Origin of the sequence: Microvenator marinus (assembly GCF_007993755.1) — a bacterium.
GTDB lineage: Bacteria > Myxococcota_A > Bradymonadia > Bradymonadales > Bradymonadaceae > Allomicrovenator > Allomicrovenator marinus.
Map to the genome: position 1 here is coordinate 5,150,905 of NZ_CP042467.1, position 26,251 is coordinate 5,177,155.

Below are 26,251 nucleotides of genomic sequence, written 5' to 3' on the forward strand. Positions count from 1 at the left end.
GCACGTGTCACCTTTGCAAGAGTCATTTGAAGACGCATGTACTGTGGCCGTTGTGAACCGACTCTACCTTATGGTAGCACACTGGCGCCTTAGGAGTACGAATGCGTAGAGTGATTTATTTAGCGATGTTTTTGGGGTTTGGGTGCGGCGAAGCAACGGACGACCCCGAAGATTGCACGAGCAATGAATATTTCGACGAAGGACGGGAGATCTGCAGGGCCTGCCCGGCGATCATTGAGCCCACCTGCCGCGACCAATGCTCCTACGATGTGGTTCAGGACTCGAGAGGCTGCCCGGTCGCTCAGTGTCAGCTTGACTGTTAGATGGATGAACTCGCCATTCCCGAAGATTGGCTGACCGACCTCCGAGGCTCGCTCCTCGCCTGGTTCGATGAGCACCATCGAAAACTTCCATTCCGGGGAATCGATGATCCTTATGGGATCTGGGTCTCCGAGATCATGCTTCAACAGACGCAAGTCCAAACGGTAATCGACTATTGGACACGGTGGATGGAGCGATTCCCCGACCTCGAAGCCCTCGCTCTGGCTGATGAAGAAGAGGTTTTGAGACTATGGGCTGGCCTTGGTTACTATCGACGTGCAAGGCTTCTGCACAAGGCCGCCAAGATCATGGCAGAAGAGGGGGTTCCTCAAACTCATGCAGGGTGGAAGGCGCTTCCAGGAGTCGGTGACTACACGGCTGGGGCAGTGACATCCATCGCATTTGGGGTGGTAGAACCGGCTCTCGACGGAAATGTGCAGCGTGTTCTCGCGCGTCTTCTTGAAGATTCTCGAGAGATCGGGTCTTCGGCAATGGTTAGGGAACAACGGGCCATCGCTCATTCATTGGTAGACCCTGGGCGACCGGGCGATTTTAATCAGGCGATGATGGAGCTAGGGGCTCGCGTCTGTACGCCAAAAAAACCCGTTTGCGAGGAATGCCCTCTCCAGACTTGGTGCCTCGCCTACGCAAACCAAACGCAAAACAGCCTTCCGACACCCAAACGAAGAAAGGCCCCTCGCACAGAAACCCAAGACGTTCACGTCATCTTCAATCGCGATTCTCAAGTACTCATGCGGCGTGGGGATGATTCCCTTCTGAAGGGCCTTTGGGAGTTTTGTGGCTCGAGCGAAGGCGACCTTGTCGTAGTCGGTGAGGTTCAACATGTTTTTTCCCATATCCGAATGACCTACCGTGTGTTTTGTAGTCTGAGCAACCAAAGTGATGGCGGAGAATGGATCGCCCCTGAAGAGGTCGAAGGGCTCGGCATATCCAAGGCTGTGGCGAAAATCTGGCGCCTTGTTTTAAGTGACATGCGGGTCAGAAGCATGATAAATCTCCCCACACCATGACAGCTCAAAAATCGCCATTATTAATGCTGACCGTTGTGTCGGGGCCGGACGCTGGAAGATCGCTTTCATTCCGTAAGGCGCGGGTTGCGATTGGCCGTGATGCTGCCAACGATTTTATGCTCACAGATGGCTTTGTATCGAACCGTCATGCCGAGTTTGTGGTCGAGGGCGACCAGGTCGTTTTCCAAGATTTGAAAAGCCGGCATGGAAGTCTCGTGATCCGTAACGGGGTCTCAACCAAACTTCAAAATCGCGAGAGTGTTAGCCGACTTGCGGTTAAAGACGGGGCCGAGTTTCAGATTGGCTCGTCGATTCTCAAATTGGAGCTGCCCGAAGGAATCAAAGCTCCATCTGCCATTCAAGCACAGACACTTCGTGAGCCGAGCTTTGTGGTCAAAGACGGCCCGCCAAATTCAAATGAACAGTTTATTACGGCAGCGCATGAGCCTATTCATGCACTGACACGCCGCTTTGATAGCCACGATAAGCGCTTCGAGTTGCTTTTCAAGCTCAGCGAGCAACTGAATTCTCTGACGCGACTCGAGGATATTCTCGATATGATCGTGGATGCCACCTTTGATGCATTTCCAGGTGCCAATTTCTTTGGGATGACTTTGCTTCAGGCCGATGGAGGAGAGATCCCTCCACCGTTTTTGACTCGAGTTCGTGCCAATCTCAACACGGATTCGGAACCAGTTCTAAGTTCGAGTATCGTGCGACGAGTGGTCGAGTCCAAGGAATCCGTGCTCTGGGTTCGCGACAATCTCGGCTCTCAGGTATCGCAGAGTATTCTAGATGCGAAGATCACCGCGTGTTTGTGCGCGCCACTGGTTGGTCAGCGAAAGCTCCTCGGCGTCATGCAAGTGGACACGAGGGGCAGGGGAACTCTCTTCTCCAAACAGGACCTCGACCTCTTCACCATCCTCGCTTCGAATGCAGCCTTTGCCGTCGAACGTGCCGAGCTGACAAACCATATCGTCAAAATGTTCGAGAGTTTTGTGGACGCGAGCGTGACCGCAATTGAAGCTCGAGACCAGACGACTGCTGGTCACTCACACCGGGTCTCGGAATACACGATGGAGCTCGCGCGCACGGTCCACGCCAAGAAGGACGGACCGTTCGCCGACATCGAGTTCTCGCCCGAGCAGTTCACCGAATTACGATACGGCACCTTGCTACACGATTTCGGAAAGATCGCAGTTCCAGAAGACGTGCTTCAAAAGCCTACGCGCCTGCGTGACGTTGAAATGGAGGCCATTCGCCACCGTCTCTCCACCGTTAGAGCTCAATCCGAGCGCGCCCTGTGGCAAGCCCTCGCGGAAGGCATGGCTGACGGGCGCATGCAGCCTGAACCATCAAGCCTCGATGATGTGAGGGGCCGCTCCGAAGAAGTCGCGACGGAACTCAAAGACATTTGGACTTTCCTTCAGGATCTCAACACCAAAGGGTTCGTCCCAGATGAAGATCTGGAACGGTTAGGGTCAATCGGTGCTCGTAGCTACGTCAATGAAGACGGCGAGACTCGCCCATTGCTTACGGCACACGAGATCGAGAACCTTTCGATTCGCAAAGGCACGTTGAACGAGACGGAGTGGGTGCAAATCAAGAACCACGCTGTTCAGAGCCAGAGGATTCTCGAGAGAATTCCTTGGAGCGATGACCTCGCAATGGTGCCTTACCTTGGCGGAGCCCATCATGAGAAACTCGACGGGTCCGGTTATCCGCTTGGGTTGAAAGGCGAGTCGCTGAACATCCAATGTCGGATGCTCACGATCGCCGACATTTTTGATGCGTTGACCGCAGCAGACCGGCCTTACAGAAAGGCCGCAAGCGTTGACCGAGCCATCCACATCCTTCGCCTTGAGGCCAAAGACGGAAAGCTCGATTCGGATCTCGTCGAACTCTTTGCCAGCGAAGTAGTCCCCAAGATTACCAATATGATTCCGCTGCAATACGAAGGCGACCCTACGCTTCGCTAGGGCTTCTGACTCTCGGAAGCAATCGCTTCACGTAGGTCGTTATAGGCTTCGTCGGTGGCGGGTAAAAAAGCCTCCATGCGTTGCGTCTTTCCGACGATCTTCTGGCCGAAATGTTTCTCTGGGTCAAACGCGATCAAAACCTCTTTGAGTCGCTTTCTATCGGCTTCTTTTGTGCGAGGCATTGCGACGACTACGTCCTGCGGAACGATTCCGGTACTCTCCAAGGTCCGAAGCCTTCCTGCTTTGATTCCCACGCTTTCGGCAGAAAGGAATGAACCGGAGTAGGTGGCAGCAGCACTGCATTTTCCGTCGAGTAGGTCCTTCATCACCTGGATGTGGTTTCCACTCCAATGCACGGAACCGATGAATGTATCAGGGTCAAAACCTTGCCGCCGGATGTGTGCTCGAGGAAGAATGTACCCTGTTGTGGACTTCTCATCTGTGAAACAAAACGTCTTGCCTTCCAGATCCTCAAGGCTTCGGATGGGCTCTTCGATTCTCACGAGTAGCATTCCGTCGCTTGCAGGCGCGCCGTCAAAAGACTTGAAGGCTAAGGGCTCGAGTCCAGGAATCTCTTCCTTAGTGGTCACGTATAGATAGGGCGGCATCATTGCGTAATCGATCTCGCCGTCCATCAGCCGTACTCTCAAATCGTCGTAGTCCTTCGTGACAACCATCGGAACGGGCCGTCCAAGCGCGTTTTCGAGATATCCTCTCACCAACTCGGCTTCCTCGGCTAGTTGCTCTGGAGTCACGGTAGGGGCCCACCCAAACGTCATGGGTTCGCCCAGCAAGACAGTTTCTGGCTTATCCAAGGTTTTCGAGTACCACCAAGCTCCAAGAGCTGCCGCGGCCATTAAGGCGCCAAGCAGCGCGCCAAAGATCGCATGCTTCGGATTTGACTCGATATTTTGCACGACTGAACGGCTTACGGACTTGCTGGATGCAGCTCGACTCTTGGATGCCGTGTGCTCTACACGGCCCGGGTCGATGACGGTCTCGAGACTTGTATTTGCATCCGGCTTGTCGTGGTCGGGAGTTGAATCGACAACAGATTGCATCGAAGCGGACGGAATCGTCTTCGTCGGGTCTTCGAACCCTGAGACTCGGGTGTCGATCTCTTCGACGGTATGCGAACCAGTGCGGTGCAGTAGATTTCGTCTTTCGTGGAGGGTTAGCGCGCGTTCGAGCGCGTTCTTCATGGTCGTGTCGCGCTCGTGCAGCTGCTTACCCGCGACTTGTCCCACAAACGACGAGAGGCGATCAGGGCCGAACTCAATGCCCGCGGCCTTTGCCGCGTCCACAAGGGCGTGCCGCATCTCCTCCGCGCTCTCAAAGCGGCGCTCGCGGTCAAGTGAGAGCGCCTTCATGATGACGTCCTCTATCTCGATGGACATCTTGCGGCCCATTGATGAAGGCCGCGCCACGTCTCCGTTGGTGATGGCCTGGAGCATCTCAAGTTCGGTGTTTCGCTTGAAGAGACGTTGGCCTACGCAGAGCTCCCACGCGATGATCCCGAGCGAAAAAATGTCTGAGCGTCGGTCCAGGTGCGAGCGATGACACTGCTCGGGCGACATGTAGGCGAACTTTCCCTTGAGGTTACCCGAGAAGGTCATCTCGAGCCCCGTCGTGGCCTTTGCGACCCCAAAGTCCAAGAGCTTTACGTTGCCCTGTGGCGTACACATCAGGTTGTGCGGTGAGACGTCTCTGTGCACAACGCCGAGCATCTTCCCGTCCAAATCTCGAAGCTCGTGGGCGGCGTGAAGTCCCCGTGCGGCCTGGTCGATAATCGACACCATCACATCGAGCGGAAACTTCGAACCCGTTTCGCCAGCCAAGACTTGGAGCTCTCGCACGGTCGTGCCGTGGATGTACTCCATCGCTATATAATATGCGCCTTCGGAGGTGTTCAGGTCGTAGATGTTGACGATGTTCGGATGGTTGAGGCGCGCAGCGATTCGAGCCTCGCGCAGGAACATGTCTACGAACGACTTCTGGTGCGAAAGGTGCGGCAGAATACGCTTGATGACCACCAGGCGCTCAAGCCCGGCCATGCCTTTTTCACGCGCCAAGAAAAGTTCGGCCATGCCACCCATTGCAAGGCGCGACACCAGTTCGTACTTTCCTAATTCGACTGCGTTCTGACTCACCGGCTTTACCGTTACTCGAAGTCTGGCCTAACGTAATCACAATAGATCAACATCGCACTCGGGGCGATGTTTCATTTTAGAACAGGAGTTCCATGCGTTTGATTGCAATTATCACGATCTTAATGCTTGCGGGATGCAAAACATCGGAATGTGAGCAACTTATTCGGTGCTGCGAGGCCGCGGCGGAACATCCAGGAATGGGCGGTGCGTGTTCGATGGCGCGAGATGTGGCTGAGCCCGATAAATGCGAGTCGATCATCGAAGCGATTCGCGCTATGTATGAACAAACGAATCAAAAAGATCAGATTCCCGCTGCCTGTCTGGAGCAAGAATGAGCCATGAGGCGCTTAACGCGTTGATTTCGCAAAATAGCTGGGAGCTCGTCAGTCCTCTGACCGAGGTGGGTAGGTCTCTGCGTGCTCGCGTGAAGACCTCCGAACGAATCGCGCTGGTGTTTTGGTTCGCCGATGCGCAGCTCGCCAAACGAGCCGCCTGGGCGCATGAGTTGGAGCACGCGGCTCAGCTCTTCGCGGTTCCCGAGCTCCTAGAGAACGGTGAGAATTGGATCCTTGTAGAGAACATCCAGGGTGAACCGCTCTCGGAGTATCTGGATGGCGTGCATTCGAGCCTTCTCGGGTATAAAGGCGCGCCTCATATTTTGCAGGAACTAGGCGAGCTCGCGCGGAAGCTTCATGCGATGTTCCCTGAGCTCAGTTTCTACGGTGACCCCTCAGACCCGAGCGCCCAATGGCTCACGTTCAATGGCTACGTGGCATCAAGGCTTGAAGAGTGGGCGGAACACGTTCGATCCCTGGGGCTGGCAGACGAGGGGGTTCAGGTCGTCTCGAAAGTGATCGGCGACCTACGCCAAGAGTTGGCGTCGTTTCATCCTCGAAGCCTGACCACGATTTGTCACCGCTGCCTTTCACCAGACCATATCTGGGTTTCAGAGAACGCCAAGGATATCGTCGGGCTGACTGGGCTCGAGAATTGCGCAGCACTTCCTCCAGAAATGGATCTGGCCTGGATTCTGAGTGTTGAATCCGTGGCTGAGAGTGATGACTTGGTGCGCCACCTCTATCGAGGCTACGGTGCGGCGCGAACTATGGACGTGCAGCGACGCGAGTACTTTTACGCACGAGTTGTGGCGTTGGAAGCACTCTACGCAAAGCCCCCTGAGATTCATGGAAACGTGGAGAATCTTCTCAGGCTCTTGGAACTTTAAAAGCCCCAAGAACCTAGGGCTCACTGGGCGATACAGACGCCGCCGGCGCAGATTCCCTGGCAACAATCCGTGTTTTCGGTACACGTAATCCCAGTAGGGCGGCAGAGGTCTTCGCATGTGCCGTTGGTGCATGTGCCAAGACAGCACTCGGCATCAGACTGACACGAGTCTCCTGCGTCAATACAACAACCCCAGAATTCGCCCGGGACACAAGGTGTGGCGCATCCAAGCGTGATGCTCACCTGCGTAGTCGTTGGATCGCTAGAGCGAAGCTGATCACAGGTTGCTTGATTCAAGGTCAGCGTGTTGCCACCCCCATCGAACGTGTAGTCCGACTGAGCGAGGAAGTTGTTGTTGATTGATACCCAGACCTTGTTCGGGTCGGGTGGCGGCGTGTCCAAGACGTAGGAGCAGGAGATGACTTCGCTTGAAATCTGGCGCAGCGCCTGGACAAGCGTAGTCGCGTCGTTTGCAGGATAGAACCGTTGGCCGTTAATATTGGCGTTTGTTCCTCCGGCTTCGGCAATGGCGTTGAGGTTGGTCGGGTTTGCACCCTCGAAATTAAAGCCGATCACGTACACGGGAATCCCTGCGTTGCTAAGTGCTCGCGCGGCATTGATGGTGTCACCAACGGGATTGGGCCGGCAATTGTTGGGTTCACCGTCTGTGATCAAAACCGCGGCCTTGGCGCGGGCATCGTCATTTGGGTCATTGGGGTCATTGGTGAGTCCAGCGACCAAAATATCTTCAAGGGCGTCATAGGTTGGTGTGCCGCCCTCCGAGCCAAGCGCCGCGTACGACGATTTGATAGCCGCAGGCGTGTGCTCGCCCATGGGCAGAAGGGTGGAGTGCGCAATGCCGCAAACCAATTCCACGGGAAACGCTCCGATTCCAAAACGAACCTCGCTCGCGAGTTCATCGGCGATCGCGTTCATGCCACTCTTGGCCTGGAACATCGGGTCTCCCAGCATCGAACCCGACTTGTCGAGAGAGAAGAAAATATTTGGCTTGAGGACCTGGAAACCTGTGGTCTGTTCAGCACAAATCTGCCCAGTCGGAACTGGCGAGCACGCATCACCACTGCCGTTTCCATCGGAATCGGCCTGATCCGGGTTGCTCTTGTCAGGACAGTTATCGCAAACATCCCCGATGCCGTCCGCGTCAGAATCAGCTTGGTCTGGGTTGGCGTCGTAGGGGCAATTGTCCAGTCGGTCCACGATCTCATCACCATCTGTTTCTGCAAACGGTTCTTCAGATGGGAACTCCTCTTTCGGAGTTGGGTCGGCTGGAGGTGTATCTTCACCCTGCCCACCAGGCACACAACGGTCAGCAGCCGGATTATAAACTTGGCCCGCAGGGCACACTGTAATCGGGTCGTTGCCGCCGTTGGTTGCGTCGTCCGCACAGGCCGTAGCCAGTAGAGCGGCAATCATAAACAGGGAAGAATACTTCATATCTCACTCCTCAAAACACAAATTCCGACATCTAAGATGTGCAGATTGTATGCCAGCCGTAGATTAGTAGGAATGGCGACTTTTCGATTCTTTTTCAAGTACTAATTGTGAGTTCAAGGCCTCGATCGTGGTATATGTGCCACAATGTGGTGGGGTGTAGGGTTCCCACCTACATCCCCGTTTCAGAGTATGAGCACCTTAACTTCGGAACCTTTTTCGACGCTGGAAACACCTTCGGGAACACAAGCCAGAGCCTCGATCGCTCCAAACGCCGTGATGTCGCCCGAACTCGTTGAGCCGACCGGCATGAACTTCGAGACCCCTTCTTCGGTGACGATGCGCCCGGAGATGTAGTGTTCTCTTTTGGGGGTAGATTTGAGTGGTTCAACGGTCTCTAACGTGACCGAACGCTCGGAAATCTCAGCGCCCTGCAGTTTCGCAAGGGCAGGGCGCACAAAGAGTTGGAAACACACAAAGGCCGAAACTGGGTTTCCCGGCAGGCCAAAGATGGGGACGCCGTTGGGCCCAAGCCCGAAAGCGAGCGGTTTGCCCGGCTTCATGCGGATTTTCCAAAAGTCCACCTCGCCCACGCTCTGCATTACAGATTGCACGTGATCGTGGTCCCCGACGCTTACACCTCCAGAAGAGATCACTATGTCGTAGCGAGCAATTCCCGCACGAAACGCCTGCTCAATCGTCGAAAAATCATCTTTAAGGATCGGCGAGATATCGGCGTGTATGCCGCTCTCGTTACATAACGCGGCCAACATGTATGCGTTCGAGTTGACGATCTTTCCTGGAGCTGCCGGCTCCTCAACGTACTGAAGCTCGTCTCCGCTCGATAGAATCAGCGCGCGCGGTGTTCGTGACACACTCAACGAGCTGATTCTCAACGCGCTCAAGAGGCCAATTTGCGCAGCACCGATTCGGGTTCCCCGCGTCAACGCGGCCGCGCCCTCGGCCAAATTTTCCCCTTGAAAGCGAATATTTGCCCCAACTTCTAGCTTCTGCGGACGAATTAAATCCCCGTCACGCTCGACTTCCTCTTGCAGCACCACGGTATCTGCGCCCTCTGGAAGACGAGCCCCCGTGAAGATTCGCACGCACTCACCGGGCTTAACCGCTCCATCAAAGCCTCTTCCTGCAGCTGATTCTCCAACGACGTTGTACTCCGTGGCACCGCCCTGATGAGCCAGGGCGTAGCCGTCCATGGCCGATTGTGTAAAGGAAGGCCAGTCCGAGGGGCTAAGAATGTCCTCAGCCAAGACGCTCCCCGGGCTTTCCATCAATCCAAGGCGCACAACGCTCAGCGGCTCTATTTTCCCAACTATTCTGGATAGGGCTTCTTCAACACTCAGGTTCATAGGAGGTCCGGCTTAAGAATCTTTTGAAAGCGTGGGTATCGCGTCCTCGTGGATATCATGGACCACCGAGAGCAACCAAATGTCCTGAATGCTCTCGGAGAGGTGCCGTCGCGCGTGGTCGAGGTTGATGTCGAGTGCCTTCGGGGCAACCAAAAGGTTGTCGACACTCTGACGGACTCCATCCTCGTCGTGGATAATTTGGCTCTTCATGTCCATATGCACTGGAACACCGTGCTGCCAGGTGGCGATCCAAGATTCTGCACGACCAAGAAGCAGTGCAAGACATGGCTTGGAGCGCAGAATGGTCTCCAGAGTGACGTCGGACGAAACGCTCTCACAAAAGCGCAATAGCGCGCCGGGACTCAAAGTCTCGGGCTCTTCTAAGAGCTCCTTCCAAGTCCCAATCTCTCGAAAGAAGGCGACCAGGGAATCCTCGGGGCTTCCGTGTGGATGTTGGGTTTCAATAAGTGTCGCGCTGATATCGGCACCACCCAGAGAGACTCGCCACGCTTCATCTTTTAGAAACTGACGACGACTCTCCAGTGAAATAGGCGTTGTAGCAGCAATTTCAAGTTGGCTTCGTAGAGTCTCGACTTTCGAGTGGAGCGCGAGCACGTGTTCCCGAATCCGCGCGAGCAAATCCTCGGCTGGTTTCTCTTCAACCTTCTTAGGCCGCCTATTTGCGACATGGTGCGCGAGCCCCAAGAGCGCCAGGACCACGGCAAATGCTGCAAGGCTAGTTCCTGCGCTGACCACGGCACTCATGCCCAGGAGAAGCGTTGCGACCGTGTAGGCAGCGATCGAGAACACACCTGAGACGGCCAACACGGGCTTGAGGGGGAGCCTTGGTTCAGGCGGCTTGTCGTCCTCTTCGGGCTGGCGAAAATCATCCGGATTCAAGGCGGCTAGCTCGTCGAGCCACCTTGAAAGACTCGGAAGTGAAAGAGGCCCCAGCGCATCAAGCGTCTCCAGGGTACGACTCAAGATTCGCTCTCGAATACCGTCTACTTCGTCCATCTGAGGCGGTCTTGAACCAAACACAACGCGCCGGTTGGGAAGGTCGGCTTTGACTTCCTTGCGCGCTGCATTCGCGACCTGGGCCAAGAGAAGTTCTGTGTACTCGTCTTGAATCGTCGTGATCCTAAGGATGGCCCGAACACAGCCAAGAGTTGCGATCACGTCATGTCCAGGCTCGGTCAATGCCCGAGTAATTTGGTCCGATGTTCGAATGTCGCCCAGCACCAATAGTGCGCTGAATGCCTCGAGGTGACCACGTAATTCTGCGTCGGAGACCACGCCACGCGGCGTGATCGAATCCAAGAGGATCAAGCGGTCTACCATGCGCTCTTCGCGATGATGGAGCTTTCGCCCCCTCAGCTCCTTGACAAGATCTCTCAAGGCGTCTCGCCGCTCCGTTGAGCGATGCGCGCTCGATAAATAGCCCGCGATGAACACCCTTAGTCGCCGGCTGGCCGCTCGTTCATGAGAGGGAAAGACGCTGAGGTAGGGCTCGAGATTTTCTTCCAGACAATCCAACCCAACACGCACGGCTTCAAGGTGCATCGGTGCTCCAAAGGAGCAGAGAATCAAGACATCCAGAGTAAACGGATCGACCTGACCAGGCGCGGCTTGCAAGAGTCTGGTCAACGCCAGCCGTGTCTCGTCCCAGAGATTCTGGCGCAAAACCTCGACAGGTTTGGTCAGATTCCCCACGCCAGCAGCCGGAATATGAATGAACTCAGATTGGGTCGGGGTTTGACCGAGTTGACTTCGCTCCGTGAAATCCCGTTCGACTTCTCTGATTTCGTCGTCAAGAGCCCCTGAAATGTGCAAGATCAGGCATCGATGCACGCTCAGCCTTCTTCGCTCCAGGCGCGCAGCAGGGACTCTTCGAGCTCAAGAAATTTGAGAAGATCCGCACTGGCGGCGGTTTTGGTAGCGTTCAGCTTCCAAATGGCTTCGTCGAGTTCGGCGAGATAACCGCGGACTAGCTCTCGAACAGGCGCAGTCGAGGACTTGAGCCACTCTACGCGCGCGTTTTCAAGCTCGGCGTTAATGCGGCGCATGGTGCGCTCGTCTAGGCTCTTGAGGGCCTTGTAGGCGCTTGGGCGATCTTTCCCAAGTGCACCTGAAACTCCCTGCACATGCCAGTGAATTGAGCCGTCTGAATCGGTACGGAAGAGACCGATCGCAAAGCCCAAACCGAAGTTAAGACGGTCTTCACGCTCAGAATCCTTGCGCTCTGCAGCCTTCGCCTCATTGGGGTCGAGGTTCGGCAAGGAATCTTCCCAACGTGAGTCCACATGCAGTGGGTAGCCTCGTTCGACTCCGGCTTTCGACATCACACGGTCGTAGGCGGCCTTGAGGTCAGTATTCACACGCTTGTAGAAGTAGAGCGGGATTCCGAGGTTCGCCTGGTAGAAGACCATGGCCTTCTCGTCGAACCAATGAGGGATGGCCTGAGCCTGAGGAAGCACCTCATTGACCAGGGGGCCGAGGCGTTCTCTGTAGGCATCATGAATCCCAAAGAGCGCCACCTTTGAGTTGATGACGCGAGTGTCGTTCATGTCCGCAAAATTGGCTAGCGGCCCTGATTTTGAGTCCGCAAAGCGCATCTTGCTCTTGATGTATTCTTCTAACTGCTCCCGCGTCGGCTCCTGACTTGAACCATCTGCCTGGTATTGGCGCAAGAAGTGATACTGTGCCTCGTAGAAGAGGCCGTCATCTAGCCTCAAGCCACGCTGTGAGAGGTCTGTGCCTCCTTCTCGTGTGCCCACGATATCGGCGGCTAGACGTTTCTTTCCGAGCGCGAGCAACTCGCTGCTGATCTTATCCGTAATCTCTCTCGAGGTTCGAGGAACACGCCGTCCACTCTTATCGATCTCGGGATTGAAGGACTCAGTGATGATCGGGAAGATATCGTCGCTTCTAAAGTAGTTGAACTCGCGGCCTTCCCGCACAAAACGGTCTTCAAAGAAGAAGTTCCACAGGCGTTCGCCGCCGACTTCCTCCAAGACCTCCACGTCCAAAGTATATGCGTTTGAGAGGCCGTCTCCGTGCGCAAATCTTCCGCTCTGGCGGGACTCTTCAGCCTCTTTCTCAAGGCTCTCAATAGCATCAACTGCTTGAGTCGCGACTTCACGGAACGACTCCAATCGTTTCTCGAAGTGGTCTAGAGCGGCTCTCAAGAATTCCAGTCTGAACTCATTGGAGAGCACGGCACGATTCCCCTCTACCAGATCCCCGTTGAAATACTCGACGAAACCATTTCGGGTGTAATGAAAGTCGGCGTTCGAACCCTTGATTCGCTCCATCATGGTGAGCTTCGCGGTTTCGTTGAGCCTCTCCCTCCAATCCTTAATCTTGGAGCCCACTTCCGACGAGTCCAGATCGACCTCTTTTCGCTGCGCGTCATACGTTGACTGAATCTCGTCGATCTGAGCGCGGAGCCGGTCCTTCATCTTGATCAAGAAGTAGCGCTGAGCAAACGGATTCGTTCGGTGCTTCAGGAAAAAGTCCTGGAGAGTTTGACCAGAAATCAGCTGCTGACGTGCGCTATCCCAAACAGGGCGCATCCGTGCTCTCGAGTCATCACGGTTTTGCCGAAGGTCAGCGAGTTCCGTATCCACCTTGATATTATTCTCGGTGATATCGGTGGCTGTCAGTGTAGGAAGTGAGAGTTTGGAGATTACGTCGGAAACAAAACCGTCGACGACGTGGCCAAACTCCTCATCGAGCGAACTCTTAGTAGGCGTGAGCAGGGTCGAAATAGCCTTGTAGGGACCATTCTCGATCTCGTCCTTGTCTTCCTGCGTCGCCATATAATCGATGAACTGACAGAACTTTCTGTCGATCTCATCATTCTGCGCCTCACGCGAGAGCCTGCGAAATTTGGGGTCTTCAAAATGAATCGCAAACTCGGCAGGCACGCCCGCGTCAAAGAGCAAGTACTCTCGCATCGCGCGCGCCGCAAAGCGCATGGCGCAATATTCCAGAATGTCTTTGTCCGGCAAAATCATCACCGAACACCCGTTACTTCCGTAGTAGACGGTATAGCCCGAAATCAGCGCCTTCTGGTGCTTTTCGTAATTATCATAGTCGCCAGCCTGAGCGCCGATCAGGGGTGAGTAGAGCAGGAGATACGCAGCGTCGGCGATGGCGTTCTTGTACTCGTCCACCTGAAATTTCGTGGGTTTATCCGCGATATACACAAAGTCGAACGGCTTATCGTCCACTTTGGGTTCGTGGGCGCGCTCGGGATTGTAATGATAGGTTTCCTCGTTTGCAGACCCCTCAGCCCCCAATTTCATCAGGTGTTCGAGTTCCTTGAGGGCCGCATAACCATTGGCGTTGATGTCAGAGTGCAAGGCGCCCGGAACGTCGTTCAAGAAGAGGCTCGGCATGATCAGAGTGCCGTAAATCTTCGGAATCCAACTCTGAGCCTCAATGAGCTCGCGAAGCAAGTACGCGATGGAGAGGAAAGAGCCAGAGCCCGTTCCACCTGCAACCGAGCCGTAGATAAACACGTTGAAATGAGGCGGGTTGGACTTTCGATAAGGGTTGTCGTGATGCCGAGCCACGTTCATCGCCGAGTTCAAGCGCTGCACGATTTTTCCGCGGTCTTGCTCAAGCTGGTAGTGAAGGCTTAGACGGCTCTCGATTCGAATTTGACCGGCTCCAGCGCCGCGAGTCCCGCGGAACTCGTACCAGTCATGGATCCAAGACGTGGTGAACGGGTCTTCGTCCACATGGGCTCGGCCCCGCTTCAAATTGACGTACGTGCGTTTGTCGAAGTCCGAGATGAGGATGCGGTTGTCCCGAGGCACATTCTCTTGTTTGATCAAGTCATGCGTATTGGTGTCGATCGCAAAAAAATGAACCAACTCCTGCATCGACTTCCAATTCCATCGGCTCTTTAGTTTGGCGGCGATGCGATTGACGATATCGGAGCCCGAACCACCGAGTCCGATGAAGAAGGTAGGGGAAATATGGCTGAAGGAGACGAGCTTGTCTGAATAGTCTTTCATTAAACACTCTTGTTCATTTTAACTCGCCCCACACGAGGGCGTCACTCGGGTTGCGACTCGGACGGTTGTGCTGCGGACTCTTGAGGGATAGCACCGGGAGGAGGACTATCAAAGTCGGGTCGAGTGCAAGATGGGCAATCCCCCGTGCTCTCGATCTCTTTCTCAACCGGTGGGGGCTCTTCCACCTTTTGTGTACCCCCGCAGCCTATTGCCAAAGCTACGAGAACTAGCATCAAGCCCCTCATTCAACCACCTCGGCACAAGGCGCGCTCGAGGTGTTATCGATGGCCATATACACATTGTGGCAATAGTCGGCCGAGAAGCCTTCGGGGAAGGCGTAGCGAACCTGGAGGAGGTACGCGGGGTCAAACAACCATTGTCCTTGGTTATTGTTCGACGAAGTTTTCAACCACGCAAACGGAGGCTTTCCATAGGTTGTTTCGTCGTTGCTAAAGAGTCGGTTCGGCCACACGATAAGCGACTCATCGGGGTATTTTGAGGTGCGGCCTTCGATTGGAGAGTAAACCGTGAGCTTCTCCCAGAGAAGCTGCTCACCGACCAGATTTCGAGTAGCCCAGAGGCTCGCAAGTGGAACAAGGCCGTACTCCATTTCCCGAATACCAGTTTCGGTGTTCTCGACCGACTCGTTGTAGATCTGAGCCGTACCCGGACGCATCATGACTCCATCTGTTGGTCCTTCTGAGAACCCACGAGAATCATGACGGCAAACCGTTGGAACGGTGGGGCCTTCGTTCACCCAATGGCAGGCTTCGTGTGAACCACTGGTGATGAAGAGAGGGTATCGGCCTTCCACGTAATCAGCTTCCTGAATCGTCTCAAAATACGAAGAGTTGCCGGTTCCTGTGACTTGGCTTGCCGAAGGTTTGAAGGCGATGACCGTGTCATTGCCCTCGTCGACTTTGAGGCCTTCCACCATTTGAAGCGTCTCGGTGGCCTTATCTACGACGAATACCGCGCCCGTGAAGTCATGCTCTTGATTCACTTCGGTATTCTTGATCCTTCGGACAGGGTAGTAGAGGGCATAAGTGATGAAATAATGGGTCTGTGACTCAACGACCGAGTAGTAGACGTTGGCCGGGGGGCTCACTGTAGTCAAAAGGCCGTTGGCCTTGTTATTCCGCGCCTCGAAATCATCGTCGAAGTTGACCAACATTGGGGTGTCGATATTACGAGCGCCAGGCTCAAACGACTCCATGCTCTGGAAAACCACCGGCGCGAACGTATTTGCAAGCTCAGTGTGCTTTTCGGGGATTCCAAGGATAGTCGTGAAATTCGCGTCCGGAGAAGGGTCGATCCTCAAACTATTATCGGCGAGGTCACGAAGCAGTGCGGTCGGCACCACGCGATATCCCGTTGCGGGGTAGAGCGGGGCATCCGGCGTAAGCGTTGCGATATTCGTCTCGGGGTCAAACGTAACCTGAGCGTTGATATCGTCACCCGCAGGGTCCTTGAGCAAAAGAGACATGAAGTTCACAGTTGCCGGATTCATATCTTCCGAGAACTCCACTGTGATGCTCACATCCAATGCCACATCTGCGGTTCCATCTGCAGGAGTAATCGCGACGACCGTGGGGTTCACGTTGTCGAGCGGCGCCATATCCTCTTCTGCGGGCATATCCGGCTCGCTGAAGTCCGGCTCAGGCGTCATGTCTTCAGGGCCCATGTCGAATCGGGGCAGCGGCTGACACGAGCCACCAAGACATTGAAATCCTGGACGGCAATCGGGGTCGCCGGTGCACATCACCGCGCTCGGCGTGACGCAGGAGCCTTCCTCACAAGCTTGACCTTCTCCGCAATCTGCGCTGGTACCGCATGTCGAGCTCTCTGAGCCGCAGCCAGACAAACCGCTCATTGCTCCCAAGAGTAAACCGACAAAAATCCAAATTCGCATCACTACCTCCAAACCGCGCCAAAAAGTTTTCGCCGAACCCTACCAGACACTCTACTCGCGTGAAAGGCACGCTTGCACTCTAAGCCTATTTATTGATAGACATCGCGGCCCGCACACGCGGCAGGAGCCGATGTCTACGTACGAAACCTTCATAGCCATGAGGCACCTCAAGAACCGAAGACTGAGCTTCTTGAGTACGATCACCATCATCGCCATCCTGGGTGTTTTCTTAGGCGTGATGGCCCTAACGAGCGTGGTTGCCGTCACGGGCGGATTCCAAGAGGCGTTCCGAGACCGAGTCCTCGGCGTCAATAGCCATATCTTGGTGATCAAATTCGGGATCGACTTCAGAGACTACAAGGATATCCAAAAATCCCTCGAAGCTGTCCCAGGTGTGAAAGCTACAAGCCCCTTCATCTTTCACCAAATGATCGCAACGAAAGGTGAGAAGACGACCGGTATTCTTATCAAAGGCGTGGACCCCGAGACCGCGCGAAATGTAAGCGATCTGCCAAAATACACGCCGGATCCGGACTCCGTTCTTCAGCTGAAATTCGACCGCTTCCCCGAAGACGGTGTCAAAGCCATTCCGCAAATTTTGATCGGGCACACGCTCGCTGAAAAACTGGACGCCAAGGTAGGCGACGAAATCCAAGTGACGAGTCCCCTCGAGAGCCTAGATCCAGACCGATGGAGCTCTACGGAACACAAGCCATCAAGCCGAGTTTTCAAGGTCGCGGGCGTCTACCGTAGCGGCTTTCATGAGTTCGATTCGAGGCTCGTGATGACGGACTACAGGGCGCTCCAAGACTTCTTCAATCAGGGCGACGTCGTTACGGGGGTCGATATCCGCGTAGACGATGTCTTTGATGTAGCGAGCGTAGGAACGCTCGTAAAAGAAGTGTTGCCGCCTGGTCGATTTAGGGTTTTGGACTGGAGAGAGCTCAACCACAACCTCTTCACTAGTCTCGGCCTACAGCGCCTCGTGCTCGCCGTGCTATTCTGCTTCATCGTCCTCGTGGCGAGCTTCAATATCGTCTGTACGCTCATCATGATCGTGCTCGATAAGCAGAAAGATGTAGCGATTCTGAAGTCGATGGGCGCAACGCGCGCCGGAATTCTCAAGATTTTTGTGCTCGAGGGATTGGTGATTGGCGCCGTCGGCACCATCAACGGGCTAGTAGGTGGATTCATTGTCTGCCACATCATCAAACGCACAGACTTTGGGCTCGATCCGTCCATCTACATGATCGACCACCTCCCAGTGCGCATCGATCTCATGGAGTTCCTCGCCGTGGGCGGCGTGGCGATGCTCATCTGTTTGCTCGCTACCCTTGGACCTTCGTGGTGGGCTAGCCGCCTAAACCCCGTTGAGGGATTGCGCTACGACTGATTGGCCGGGCCCACGCGACGAGAGAGTTTGCGCTTTGTGGAACTCGGCTTCGTCGTGCCTTCCTAAAGCTTCCAACGCCTTCGCCAAGTTCTGATGGCAACGCAAAATATCCTTAGGTACCTCGCGCTCTTTTGCGCGAATCAGGCTAGTCTGAAGGTGATTCAAGCTGTCCTGAGTGTCCACGCCGAGCATGCACGACGCGGTCGCCTGCAGATCAAGAGCCCGCTGTGTACTGTAGAAGTCTCGATGGATCTCACTCAGTTGAAGCAGATATCCCGTCGCATTGATGGTCTCGCGATACCGACCTCCCAAAAGCTCTGAAATGGCGAGCTCCCGCAGGGTCTCGATTTCAAGGGCAACAAGGCCATGAGACTGAGCGAGAACAATCGCGTGATTCAGGATATTTGAGGCATCAGCGTGCTTGCCCTCGTAATTGTTGATGACCGCACGTGCCCACAACGCGCGAATGCGCACGGTGGCCAAAGGCGAAGATTCAGCCATGCGCTCGAGGTCCGAAACCAGGCTCCGAGCTCGGGTTAGCATCCCGCGACTCGAAAAGATTCGTGTCGCTCGGTTGAGGAGGAGCGCCCGCATCTGAAGGTCCATCCGGTACGTTCCGTACCGCTCGTAGAGGTGAAGTGCTCCATCAAGCAGCGCCTGACTCGCCACGGAATCTCCGTATCTATGATGCCATCTCGCTGAGGCCAACATCCCGAACGCCAGGAGGTCGGGGTCGTGCAGTGACCGTGCACTCTCAAGCGCGCGTTTGAAATGGCGGTGGGCTTCATCCAAATCATCTTCCTGCATGGCCATTTGACCCAGAAGAAGTTGACCCCGCACCGCGGCTACGTCGCTTCGCACCATCTCGCTCAACGCCTGGACAGGCTCAAGAGACGTGCGGCAGAGGTCGATTCGCGCCATCTGGAGTGCAAGTTCCGCACGATTTAGAAGAAACCCGATACGTGCCTGTGGTGTGCCGACTCGCGTCGCACCTACGAGCGAAGCTGCGTGTTGGTAAAACTCAAGCGCACTTTCGTACCAGCCACCGTTCTCAAGCCATTTCGAGTAATTCTGCCCTTCGCGAAGCATCCGCCGCCTGTCGCCAGCCAGCGCAAAACAACGGATCAGAGTGGCATGATGTCTTAGCGATTGTGTGCGATAGGCTCGTTGTCTCAAAATCCGTGCAAAAGCTGATGCGCGCTGCTCGATCTCCATGAAGCTTAGCCGAGAATAAAGCCATTCTTGAGTGGCTCTGCTCCCGATCAGAAAAATCCCCGTTTGAGGCGCGCGGACAAGTCCACGATTCACTAACTCCGTCGAAGCCTTCATCACCCGATCGCTCGGAAGTCCCGTCAACAGCGTAAGATCAGAAGGTGTTAGGGTTACGGCGGCAATGGCGAGCATCGCCAGAACTTGAGACTCGTCTGGCGTGAAATCCACGTGATCGCTCAGGTCTGCTTCAGCTTCGCCTGAAACCCGCAGGGCCTCGAGGTTCTCAGGATGCCCAAGATTAAACGCGGCACGCATCGCCCCGGCATTCTGTGTGAACATCACCAGCATCAACGACCGCGTGCCGATATCTTCAACCAGATGTCTAAGGGCGTTCAACGAAACCGAGTCCACCTCTTCCAGTCTATCGATCACCACAACCAGCGGGCCGGTTTCCGTGGCATCCGAAACCACGCGCTCTACGATCTCGAGCAAATGAGCCGACTTTTCTACAGGGCTGCTCTGGCTGATTCGTCCGATCACACGAACCGAAAGATACGTCTCGATCGCCTCTTCACTAATGCCCATGTCGCGCAAGGCGAGCTCTACATTGCGCTCACCTTCCACGCCGAGCAGGGTCGCCACCATGTCGCCCATCAGCCCGAACGGAACAAACCGGTCGTCCTGTGAAATCTGAGCAGAGAACGAGAGCGTATTTCCACGCCACGCCACACCCTCTTGAAGGATATCGGCCAAGAACTCTCGGCCTCGGCCAAAATCACCGTCCACCAAAACCGCTTTACCACGGCCTCCGCGAACGCTGAGGAAAATCTCCTCGAGAGCGCCAGGTAGTGCCGGTCGGCTCGGGCCACCCATGGCCTCCATAATCTTATGTGACGGGATCTCCGCGTTCGTTCGGTCGGCAGCCTCGGAATCTGGATTCAGTGCCTTGATCTCGCTCAGGCTGATCTCTGGAATCCCGAATTCCATCGTCGATTCGCTCGGCTCAATCTTTTGCTCGTGCCGCTTTAACTCTCGGATATAAAGAGAGAGCGCCCGCGCATCCGCCCTCAAATTATTGCCGAAGATAAACGCCGCCATGTCCTCATAGGCTTGGTTCGCCGTCTCCACTCGCCCGGCAGGGTCCGGCGTCAAGAGCATTTCCAGCAGCTGCGCAATCGGTCTTGGAACGTCCACAACGGATTGAATCGATGGCACATCCGCCTCTTCAGCTTTACGCCTTGCGCTCTCGAGGTTCGCGGCATCGTACGGATGATGCCCGGCGAGCATCTCCCAGAGCAAAAGACCAAGCGAGTAGAGGTCCGCACGCTGAGAGCGCGGCGCGCCCTTCAAAACCTCGGGCGCCGCATATTTTATGCGCATCAGCCCGTCGTCGTCGTCCAAGACAGGGATGAACTCAAACGCCCGCGCCAACCCAAAATCCGTAACTTTGACTTCGCCTTCAAAAGACAACATCACGTTTCTGGGAGAGAGGTCCCCGTGGACCAGATTTAGGCTGTTGAAATTGTAGTCTTTTCGGCGATGAGCGTAGTCTAGACCCTTGGCAATCTCACTCGCGATATACATGGCTATTTCATAGGGCAGGGGCCTCACCACGCGACTCAACTCGAGCGTTCGCCGCAGATCAAAACCTCCCACGAACTCTTGCGCTACGTAGTACTGGCCGCTCGCCTCTTCGAGCCCAAGGTCAAAAACCTGAGCAACATTGGCGTGAGACAAAGTCACCGTGCGTTTGGCCTCTTCGATCACCGCCTCAACAAACGAGGGGTTCTGGGTCAGCGCTTGATTGAGCACTTTGACCACAAAAATCTTTTCGAAACCCTCAACCCCGTGGCTCTTACCCTTGTACACATCGCCCATACGGCCATGCGCCAGGCGCGCCACAAGCTCGTACTTTCCAAACGACATCGGTTGCGCAAGCCGCTCTGTTCTACCCATCAAATGCCTCATCACTCTTGTCAGCAACGCAACTCTACCGCACACTCCGCCATCCAAACACTGAAAGATTCAGGAATGCCGATGGATAACGAAACATATTACGACGAATTTGCAGAATGGTACGAAAAGGAACGCCATGATGGCTACCATGCCTTCATCGACAGGCTGGAAACCAATCTGATTCTCCCGCACGCAGCCGAGAAAGATGTTCTCGAAGTAGGTTGCGGGACAGGCCTCATCCTCCAGCGCGTGGCCGCCGTGGCTCGCAGGGCTGTGGGTATGGACCTCTCTGCTGGAATGCTTGAGCACGCCGAAAAGCGTGGGCTAGAAGTGGTCAAGGCCGATGCCACTGACCTTCCGTTTGACGATGAATCTTTTGACCTCGTCTACAGCTTCAAGGTGCTCGCACACGTCAAGGATATCGATAAGTCGCTGGCAGAAATGGCGCGTGTGACGCGTCCAGGTGGACGACTTATCCTCGAGTTCTACAATCGACTTAGCCTGCGCTATCTAGCCAAAAGGCTCGCTGGGCCCGGAAAGATCTCGCAAAATACCGACGAGGGGGCAGTCTTTACGCGCTGGGATTCACCTTCGGACCTGATTGCTCGTCTGCCATCGAACCTCAAACTCGTTGAGCGTTACGGCGTTCGCGTGCTCACACCCGCGGCCAAGCTTCATCGGATTCCGCTCATTGCGCCGGTTCTCCAGCACGCCGAAACCAAAGCAGCACACAACGGTGTACTCAAGCACTTCGGCGGCTTCTTGGTCCTCGAACTCCAGAAGACTTGAGGCCATTCCTAGGATTACGTTTGGCCTAGAGGCCACGAAGGTTTACAATCTAGGGGTGACCCTCGAGTGATTTCAAATGTCCAACGCCGAACTCCAAATCTTTGATGCCGCGGGAAACCTTGATTTAGCAAGGTTTTCTAAGCAGGCAGTTGAACTTCTGGAGGCCGCGAAGGCGATGGTCGTCGAGATGAAACGCTCCATGTTCTTGCCGCTCGATCTCATGATCGTGCTCATTGAACACGGCGCGCACGAACTCGCCGAGTCGGTTGCTGACGGTACCGACGGCAACGTCTTGCCCGAAGAAGTCGCGCCAAGGCTTCGAGCCCTCGCCAAAGAGATCGAGGACGAGTCCTCAGAGCATCCTGTGCAATTCGAACAGACCTCCTTTTCCCGAGGCTTCTCGAGGATTTTGGAGGAAGCGTTTGAGCGTGCGAGGCTCCGAAACAAGAAGACCGTAGACGTTGAAGATATTGCCCGTGTGGTCCTGATGCGCGCCGAGGCGACCGAGTCCGCATCGGTGCGTTGGGCCATCCGCAGGCTAGGGGAGGGCGGTGGCGACTTCCTCTTCGACCAGCGTGGCATGTTGCGAAAGGAAGTATTTCACGACTCCGCGTGGACCATGCTTCAAGGGTCCATGAAACTCGCAGCTGAGCACGGAACACCATTCCTTGGAACGCCTCACTGGGTAGCCATGGTCTGTTCGGTTCGGGGCTCTACGATTTGGCGCAGCGCAAACGCAAGAGGCCTGGAGCCGAGCCGTCTGCGCGAGGAATTGCTCCGCCTGATCGGCACCAAACCACAGGCCATTCCCGAGTTCTTGATCGGGCGCAAAACCCTGACACCTCGAATGGTCAGAATGCTCTCAAATGCTTTGCGAAAAGCTGATGGTGAGGAGGTTCTGGAGCCACATCTCGTCGAGGCTTTCCTGGAAGACGGCGGCTCTAGCCTCGAGCTCATCCAGGCGCTTGGCCTCGAGTCCGAGATTCGACGCGCTCTTGGGGACCCTAGAGTTCTAGAAGAAGCCGTGGCTATCGAGGCGGCCATCCAACTCGGCGCCCGTCGTCATTCGACTCCCACCCTGGATATGTTGGGTAGAGACCTCACGGCAGAAGCCCTCGAAGGTAAACTCCCGGAGATCGTGGGCCGCGAAAACGAACTACAGCGCGTGGTCAATATTCTGCTCCGAAAGGAGCAAAGGAACCCTCTCCTCACCGGTGAGGCCGGCGTCGGTAAAACCGCCCTCGCGGTGGCGCTCGCACAGCGCATCGTAAGCGGGCGAGTACCCAAAAAACTGAAGGGTCACCGGCTGGTGGAGATCAACGGCGCTTCTCTCATGAGCGGCACCTCCTATCGGGGTGACCTTGAATCCCGAATCAAGGGACTTTTGGAAGAGGCGTCGCAGAACGTCATCCTTTTCATCGACGAGGCACATGCCGTATTTGCGCCGCGCGCAGGCTCACACGCACCCGCCGAGGTTCCGAATCACTTCAAGAGTGCACTCGCCTCTGGGAGCATCGCCGTTGTCGGCGCCACCACCGAGGCCGAATACAGGCGATGGTTCGAACAAGACCCGGCACTAAAGCGCCGCTTCGAAAGAATCGAAGTCCCCGAGCCAAACGACGCGCTCGTGCGCTCGATTCTCGCGTCCCTTGTGGACGAGCTCGAAAAGGACTACGAAGTTAAGGTCGAAGACGAAGCCGTCGCCGCCGCCATTGAACTCTCGGTAAAATACCTTCCCGAACAACGCCTCCCCGACAAAGCAAAGAAGCTCTTGATGGACGCGTGTATCGCGCGCGCCAACACACTTGTTGAAGTTGAAGACGAAGACATCTCAGTCACCAGAGCCGACGTGGCCGTTCAAGTCTTTCTCAAGACGGGAATCCCCAAGGAACGTCTGCTAAAAGGCGAACTTTCATGGTGGGATGGCTTTGAAAATCGACTCAAAAACACAGTGGTCGGACAAGAGGCCGCTGTTCAATCGATCGCCCGCGCATTGGTCACAGGCCGCCTCAAACGCGCACGAAACAAGCGCCCCATGGCGGTTCTTGTCTTTGTGGGACCACCCGGTGTTGGAAAAGGAACGCTCGCAAGAGCGCTTGCGGAAGAGATCTTCAACGACCAGCGCGCGCTTTTGCGCCTTGATATGACAGACTTTCAAGAGTCACACGCCATGAGCCGACTCGTTGGCTCTCCACCTGGGTATGTCGGTTACGAAGACGAAGACATGTTCGTGACACCGCTTCGTCGCCGACCGAGCAGGGTCGTTCTCCTCGAGGACTTCGACCGGGCACATCCGAGGATTCAAGACCGGATCTTGAGAGTCATGGAAGAGGGCGAGATCGCCGATACACGTGGCTCGGTCGCAGATGCGTCCAACGCCATCTTCATCCTCACCGTCAATACCACGACCACCCGCTCGAACCATCGAATCGGTTTCGGCGAGGAAGAAGGTGGTCTCAATGGTACTTCGGTACTCGACGGCCACGACAAAGCTTTCGCGCTGAAAATCAAAGATTATGTCGATGCAGTCATCGGGTTTAACGCGCTCGATTCGTCGGATGCACATGTTGACGAGCTCGTTCAACGTAGGCTCGAACTCTTCCAGAGTGCGATGCAGGAAGAGTACCTGATTGAAGTTGCATTCACCGATGCACTAAGAGCTTTCCTTCTTCAAAGCGCCGCAAAACTAAACGACGCCAAATCGGTCACGAACCTCGTCGAAGATTCCCTCTTCGGACCCGTGACCGATGCACTTTTGCACGGCAATTGCGGCACTCGGGTGCTGATCGATATCGAACCCGAGTCCAATTCCGTCATCGTCTCCAAAGACAGTTCAGGTTGATTCTGAATAGGCTTTGCTGTACTCACTGCCACCCATAAACACGACTCACCAGAGGACCCGTATGAAGGTACATGCTTGGGAATTTATGAATGCCACCGCCTCCTTGAAAAACCCCAATAAGGTTAACTTTCTCGAGGAGAGAGTCGAAGAGGGCAAGAAGGGCAAGAACACACGCCTCTACAGAGACGTCGACCTCGACATCATTGGCACACACGGCTGGGAGATGGTCGCAGTGGTACTTGTTCCCGGTGAAGAAGGCCCCAGATTGCAGTATTTTTTCAAGCGGCCGTCGAAGAACGAAACTTCGACCATCTACGAAGCGGCAGACAACTAAGTCAGCCCGGGCGCTACTCGGCGCCAGTCTCCACCATCTCGGTCTCTTCATCAGCGAAGATTTCTCGGGTGCGCTCTTCGCGTCTCGAGGGAACCAAGACCTTGCGCTCTTTCGACAATTCTTCAAGTTCCAAGACTTCAGCCAATAGATTCGAGCTGCAGTTATGGCATCGAGCGTGAAGAATGGCGCGACCGCCTAGCACGAGACGCACAGATTCTTGACCGCATTTAAAACATCTTACAGTAAAGACCACGCATGTCCTCTTGATTACTGGGGTCGCTAAATTTCAATGAGGCTGAAATTCACCGTTCAGACCATAAAGATTATCGTATCGAATCCCGGATGACAAGGACTCTCTTAGTGATGCTTGAGGTTCGCTAACTTCGGGTGAGGTCGGAGCCGTGCCCGGGATATAAGGCACACGATACATGCCTTCCCATTGGTTCCATCGATAGACCTCCGGAGCGCCAGAATCGTCAGCTGCATCACGAACCAACACGAACCGATGACGCTGCCCACGCGTAAACTCCACGCCCTTCAGAGCCTTCCAGGTCTCTCCGCTTTTCTCAGCGAGCCTCTCGCGAAACACGATAGCCACGAACTCGTCGATCACTTTCATGACCTGAACTTCGAGAACCTCGACCTCGCCTTCGATTCTCACTCCGTAGATCACGACTTCGAGTAGCCCGTCTCGTACCAACTCACTCGCAACGACCGGTACCTCAATGCCCAGGGCTTTAACTTGTGGATGGGTAGGGTCCAAATCGCTCTTAGTCTGCGCGATTCGACGCTTGGTCGAATACACGTCAAAAGCCTTGCCCGGTGAAAACACGAAGAGTTCATTTCCCTCTTCGTGATCAAAATCCCCCTCGAGCACCCATGTCTTTTCGAGATCACCCCGAATTACGAAGTCCTTTCGAGCAGCCTTGGCCTTTTCCGCATCTTCAATCGGAATACCGCGCAGCTCCAACAAATGCGGCTCAAGGGCATCCGCCGAGGTCTCGGTCGACTCCGTTTGGATCTCGGCGGCCTCGGGCTCAGAAGCTGGTGCGTCCTTTCGCTCTTCGGCGTAGCGCGCCTCGCCCTCCATCTCGGGATAACTACCCGATTCGTCCATCTCTTGAGGGGGCTCCGACGCTGCATGCGCATGCGACGGGTGCGAGCAATCACATACCCAAGGCTTCAGCCAACCTTTGACGGTGCTGCACCCGGCCAATGTTAGAGTTGTGATAAGGATTAAGAGGCGAAGTTGAACCGTCATA

General features: G+C 55.2%; 19 protein-coding genes. 9 read left to right on the forward strand and 10 right to left on the reverse strand.

The genetic code is table 11. From position 1 onward, the window contains the following. The first annotated feature begins 101 nt into the window (after window positions 1-101). Genes FRD01_RS21150 through FRD01_RS21160 form a run of 3 tightly spaced genes read left to right on the forward strand, consistent with a single transcriptional unit; the run spans window position 102 to window position 3,331 of the window. Window positions 102-323 carry a hypothetical protein gene (locus tag FRD01_RS21150; protein WP_146962932.1) on the forward strand — a complete coding sequence of 74 codons (222 nt, stop codon included), beginning with the start codon at window positions 102-104 and terminating at the stop codon, window positions 321-323. After that, window positions 324-1,352 (forward strand): A/G-specific adenine glycosylase, encoded by a 1,029-nt coding sequence (mutY, locus tag FRD01_RS21155; RefSeq protein WP_146962933.1) that lies wholly within the window; start codon window positions 324-326, stop codon window positions 1,350-1,352. Further along, the gene (locus tag FRD01_RS21160) at window positions 1,349-3,331 is read left to right on the forward strand and encodes an HD domain-containing phosphohydrolase (RefSeq protein ID WP_146962934.1); all 1,983 of its coding nucleotides are present in this window, start codon (window positions 1,349-1,351) and stop codon (window positions 3,329-3,331) included. The genes mutY and FRD01_RS21160 overlap by 4 nt, the downstream gene beginning before the upstream one ends. Here the strand turns inward: FRD01_RS21160 and FRD01_RS21165 are convergent. Next, window positions 3,328-5,481 carry a serine/threonine-protein kinase gene (locus tag FRD01_RS21165; protein ID WP_146962935.1) on the reverse strand — a complete coding sequence of 718 codons (2,154 nt, stop codon included), beginning with the start codon at window positions 5,479-5,481 and terminating at the stop codon, window positions 3,328-3,330. The genes FRD01_RS21160 and FRD01_RS21165 overlap by 4 nt on opposite strands. 92 nt (window positions 5,482-5,573) lie before the next feature. Between FRD01_RS21165 and FRD01_RS21170 the strand changes: the two genes are divergently transcribed. Both FRD01_RS21170 and FRD01_RS21175 read left to right on the forward strand, forming a co-directional pair. Then, a complete protein-coding gene (locus FRD01_RS21170) occupies window positions 5,574-5,816 on the forward strand; it encodes a hypothetical protein (RefSeq protein ID WP_146962936.1) in 243 nt (80 codons plus the stop codon). Continuing rightward, the gene (locus FRD01_RS21175) at window positions 5,813-6,706 is read left to right on the forward strand and encodes a phosphotransferase (RefSeq protein WP_146962937.1); all 894 of its coding nucleotides are present in this window, start codon (window positions 5,813-5,815) and stop codon (window positions 6,704-6,706) included. The genes FRD01_RS21170 and FRD01_RS21175 overlap by 4 nt, the downstream gene beginning before the upstream one ends. A gap of 20 nt (window positions 6,707-6,726) precedes the next feature. On the opposite strand, the gene FRD01_RS21180 is transcribed toward FRD01_RS21175, so the two are convergent. From FRD01_RS21180 to FRD01_RS21205, 6 genes are all read right to left on the reverse strand, one after another. After that, the gene (locus FRD01_RS21180) at window positions 6,727-8,160 is read right to left on the reverse strand and encodes a VWA domain-containing protein (RefSeq protein ID WP_146962938.1); all 1,434 of its coding nucleotides are present in this window, start codon (window positions 8,158-8,160) and stop codon (window positions 6,727-6,729) included. A gap of 182 nt (window positions 8,161-8,342) precedes the next feature. Next, a complete protein-coding gene (locus tag FRD01_RS21185; protein ID WP_146962939.1) occupies window positions 8,343-9,524 on the reverse strand; it encodes a molybdopterin molybdotransferase MoeA in 1,182 nt (393 codons plus the stop codon). 12 nt (window positions 9,525-9,536) lie between these two features. Continuing rightward, window positions 9,537-11,375 (reverse strand): hypothetical protein, encoded by a 1,839-nt coding sequence (locus FRD01_RS21190; protein ID WP_146962940.1) that lies wholly within the window; start codon window positions 11,373-11,375, stop codon window positions 9,537-9,539. A 2-nt stretch (window positions 11,376-11,377) separates the two neighbouring features. Then, window positions 11,378-14,551 carry a tubulin-like doman-containing protein gene (locus FRD01_RS21195; protein WP_146962941.1) on the reverse strand — a complete coding sequence of 1,058 codons (3,174 nt, stop codon included), beginning with the start codon at window positions 14,549-14,551 and terminating at the stop codon, window positions 11,378-11,380. A 41-nt stretch (window positions 14,552-14,592) separates the two neighbouring features. Further along, the gene (locus FRD01_RS21200; protein WP_146962942.1) at window positions 14,593-14,784 is read right to left on the reverse strand and encodes a hypothetical protein; all 192 of its coding nucleotides are present in this window, start codon (window positions 14,782-14,784) and stop codon (window positions 14,593-14,595) included. 8 nt (window positions 14,785-14,792) lie between these two features. Next, window positions 14,793-16,463 carry an Ig-like domain-containing domain gene (locus FRD01_RS21205; RefSeq protein ID WP_146962943.1) on the reverse strand — a complete coding sequence of 557 codons (1,671 nt, stop codon included), beginning with the start codon at window positions 16,461-16,463 and terminating at the stop codon, window positions 14,793-14,795. A 130-nt stretch (window positions 16,464-16,593) separates the two neighbouring features. Here FRD01_RS21205 and FRD01_RS21210 point away from each other — a divergent pair, with 130 nt between their 5' ends. Then, window positions 16,594-17,856, forward strand: a complete 1,263-nt coding sequence (locus FRD01_RS21210; RefSeq protein ID WP_146962944.1) for an ABC transporter permease — start codon at window positions 16,594-16,596, stop codon at window positions 17,854-17,856. Here FRD01_RS21210 and FRD01_RS21215 read toward each other — a convergent pair. Continuing rightward, window positions 17,824-21,024 carry a serine/threonine-protein kinase gene (locus FRD01_RS21215; RefSeq protein ID WP_249755801.1) on the reverse strand — a complete coding sequence of 1,067 codons (3,201 nt, stop codon included), beginning with the start codon at window positions 21,022-21,024 and terminating at the stop codon, window positions 17,824-17,826. The two genes, FRD01_RS21210 and FRD01_RS21215, sit on opposite strands and share 33 nt — an antisense overlap. 81 nt (window positions 21,025-21,105) lie before the next feature. On the opposite strand from FRD01_RS21215, the gene FRD01_RS21220 reads away from it, so the two are divergent. The 3 genes from FRD01_RS21220 to FRD01_RS21230 all read left to right on the forward strand — a co-directional run bounded on the left by FRD01_RS21220 (window position 21,106) and on the right by FRD01_RS21230 (window position 24,989). Then, window positions 21,106-21,813, forward strand: a complete 708-nt coding sequence (locus FRD01_RS21220) for a class I SAM-dependent methyltransferase (protein ID WP_249755802.1) — start codon at window positions 21,106-21,108, stop codon at window positions 21,811-21,813. 76 nt (window positions 21,814-21,889) lie between these two features. Continuing rightward, window positions 21,890-24,655 carry an AAA family ATPase gene (locus FRD01_RS21225; protein WP_146962947.1) on the forward strand — a complete coding sequence of 922 codons (2,766 nt, stop codon included), beginning with the start codon at window positions 21,890-21,892 and terminating at the stop codon, window positions 24,653-24,655. 61 nt (window positions 24,656-24,716) lie between these two features. After that, on the forward strand, window positions 24,717-24,989 hold the full coding sequence (locus FRD01_RS21230; protein ID WP_146962948.1) for a hypothetical protein: 273 nt from the start codon (window positions 24,717-24,719) through the stop codon (window positions 24,987-24,989). Between the two features lie 13 nt (window positions 24,990-25,002). On the opposite strand, the gene FRD01_RS21235 is transcribed toward FRD01_RS21230, so the two are convergent. Both FRD01_RS21235 and FRD01_RS21240 read right to left on the reverse strand, forming a co-directional pair. Further along, window positions 25,003-25,200, reverse strand: a complete 198-nt coding sequence (locus FRD01_RS21235) for a hypothetical protein (protein WP_146962949.1) — start codon at window positions 25,198-25,200, stop codon at window positions 25,003-25,005. A 75-nt stretch (window positions 25,201-25,275) separates the two neighbouring features. After that, the gene (locus tag FRD01_RS21240) at window positions 25,276-26,250 is read right to left on the reverse strand and encodes a hypothetical protein (protein WP_146962950.1); all 975 of its coding nucleotides are present in this window, start codon (window positions 26,248-26,250) and stop codon (window positions 25,276-25,278) included. Window position 26,251: the final 1 nt, after the last annotated feature.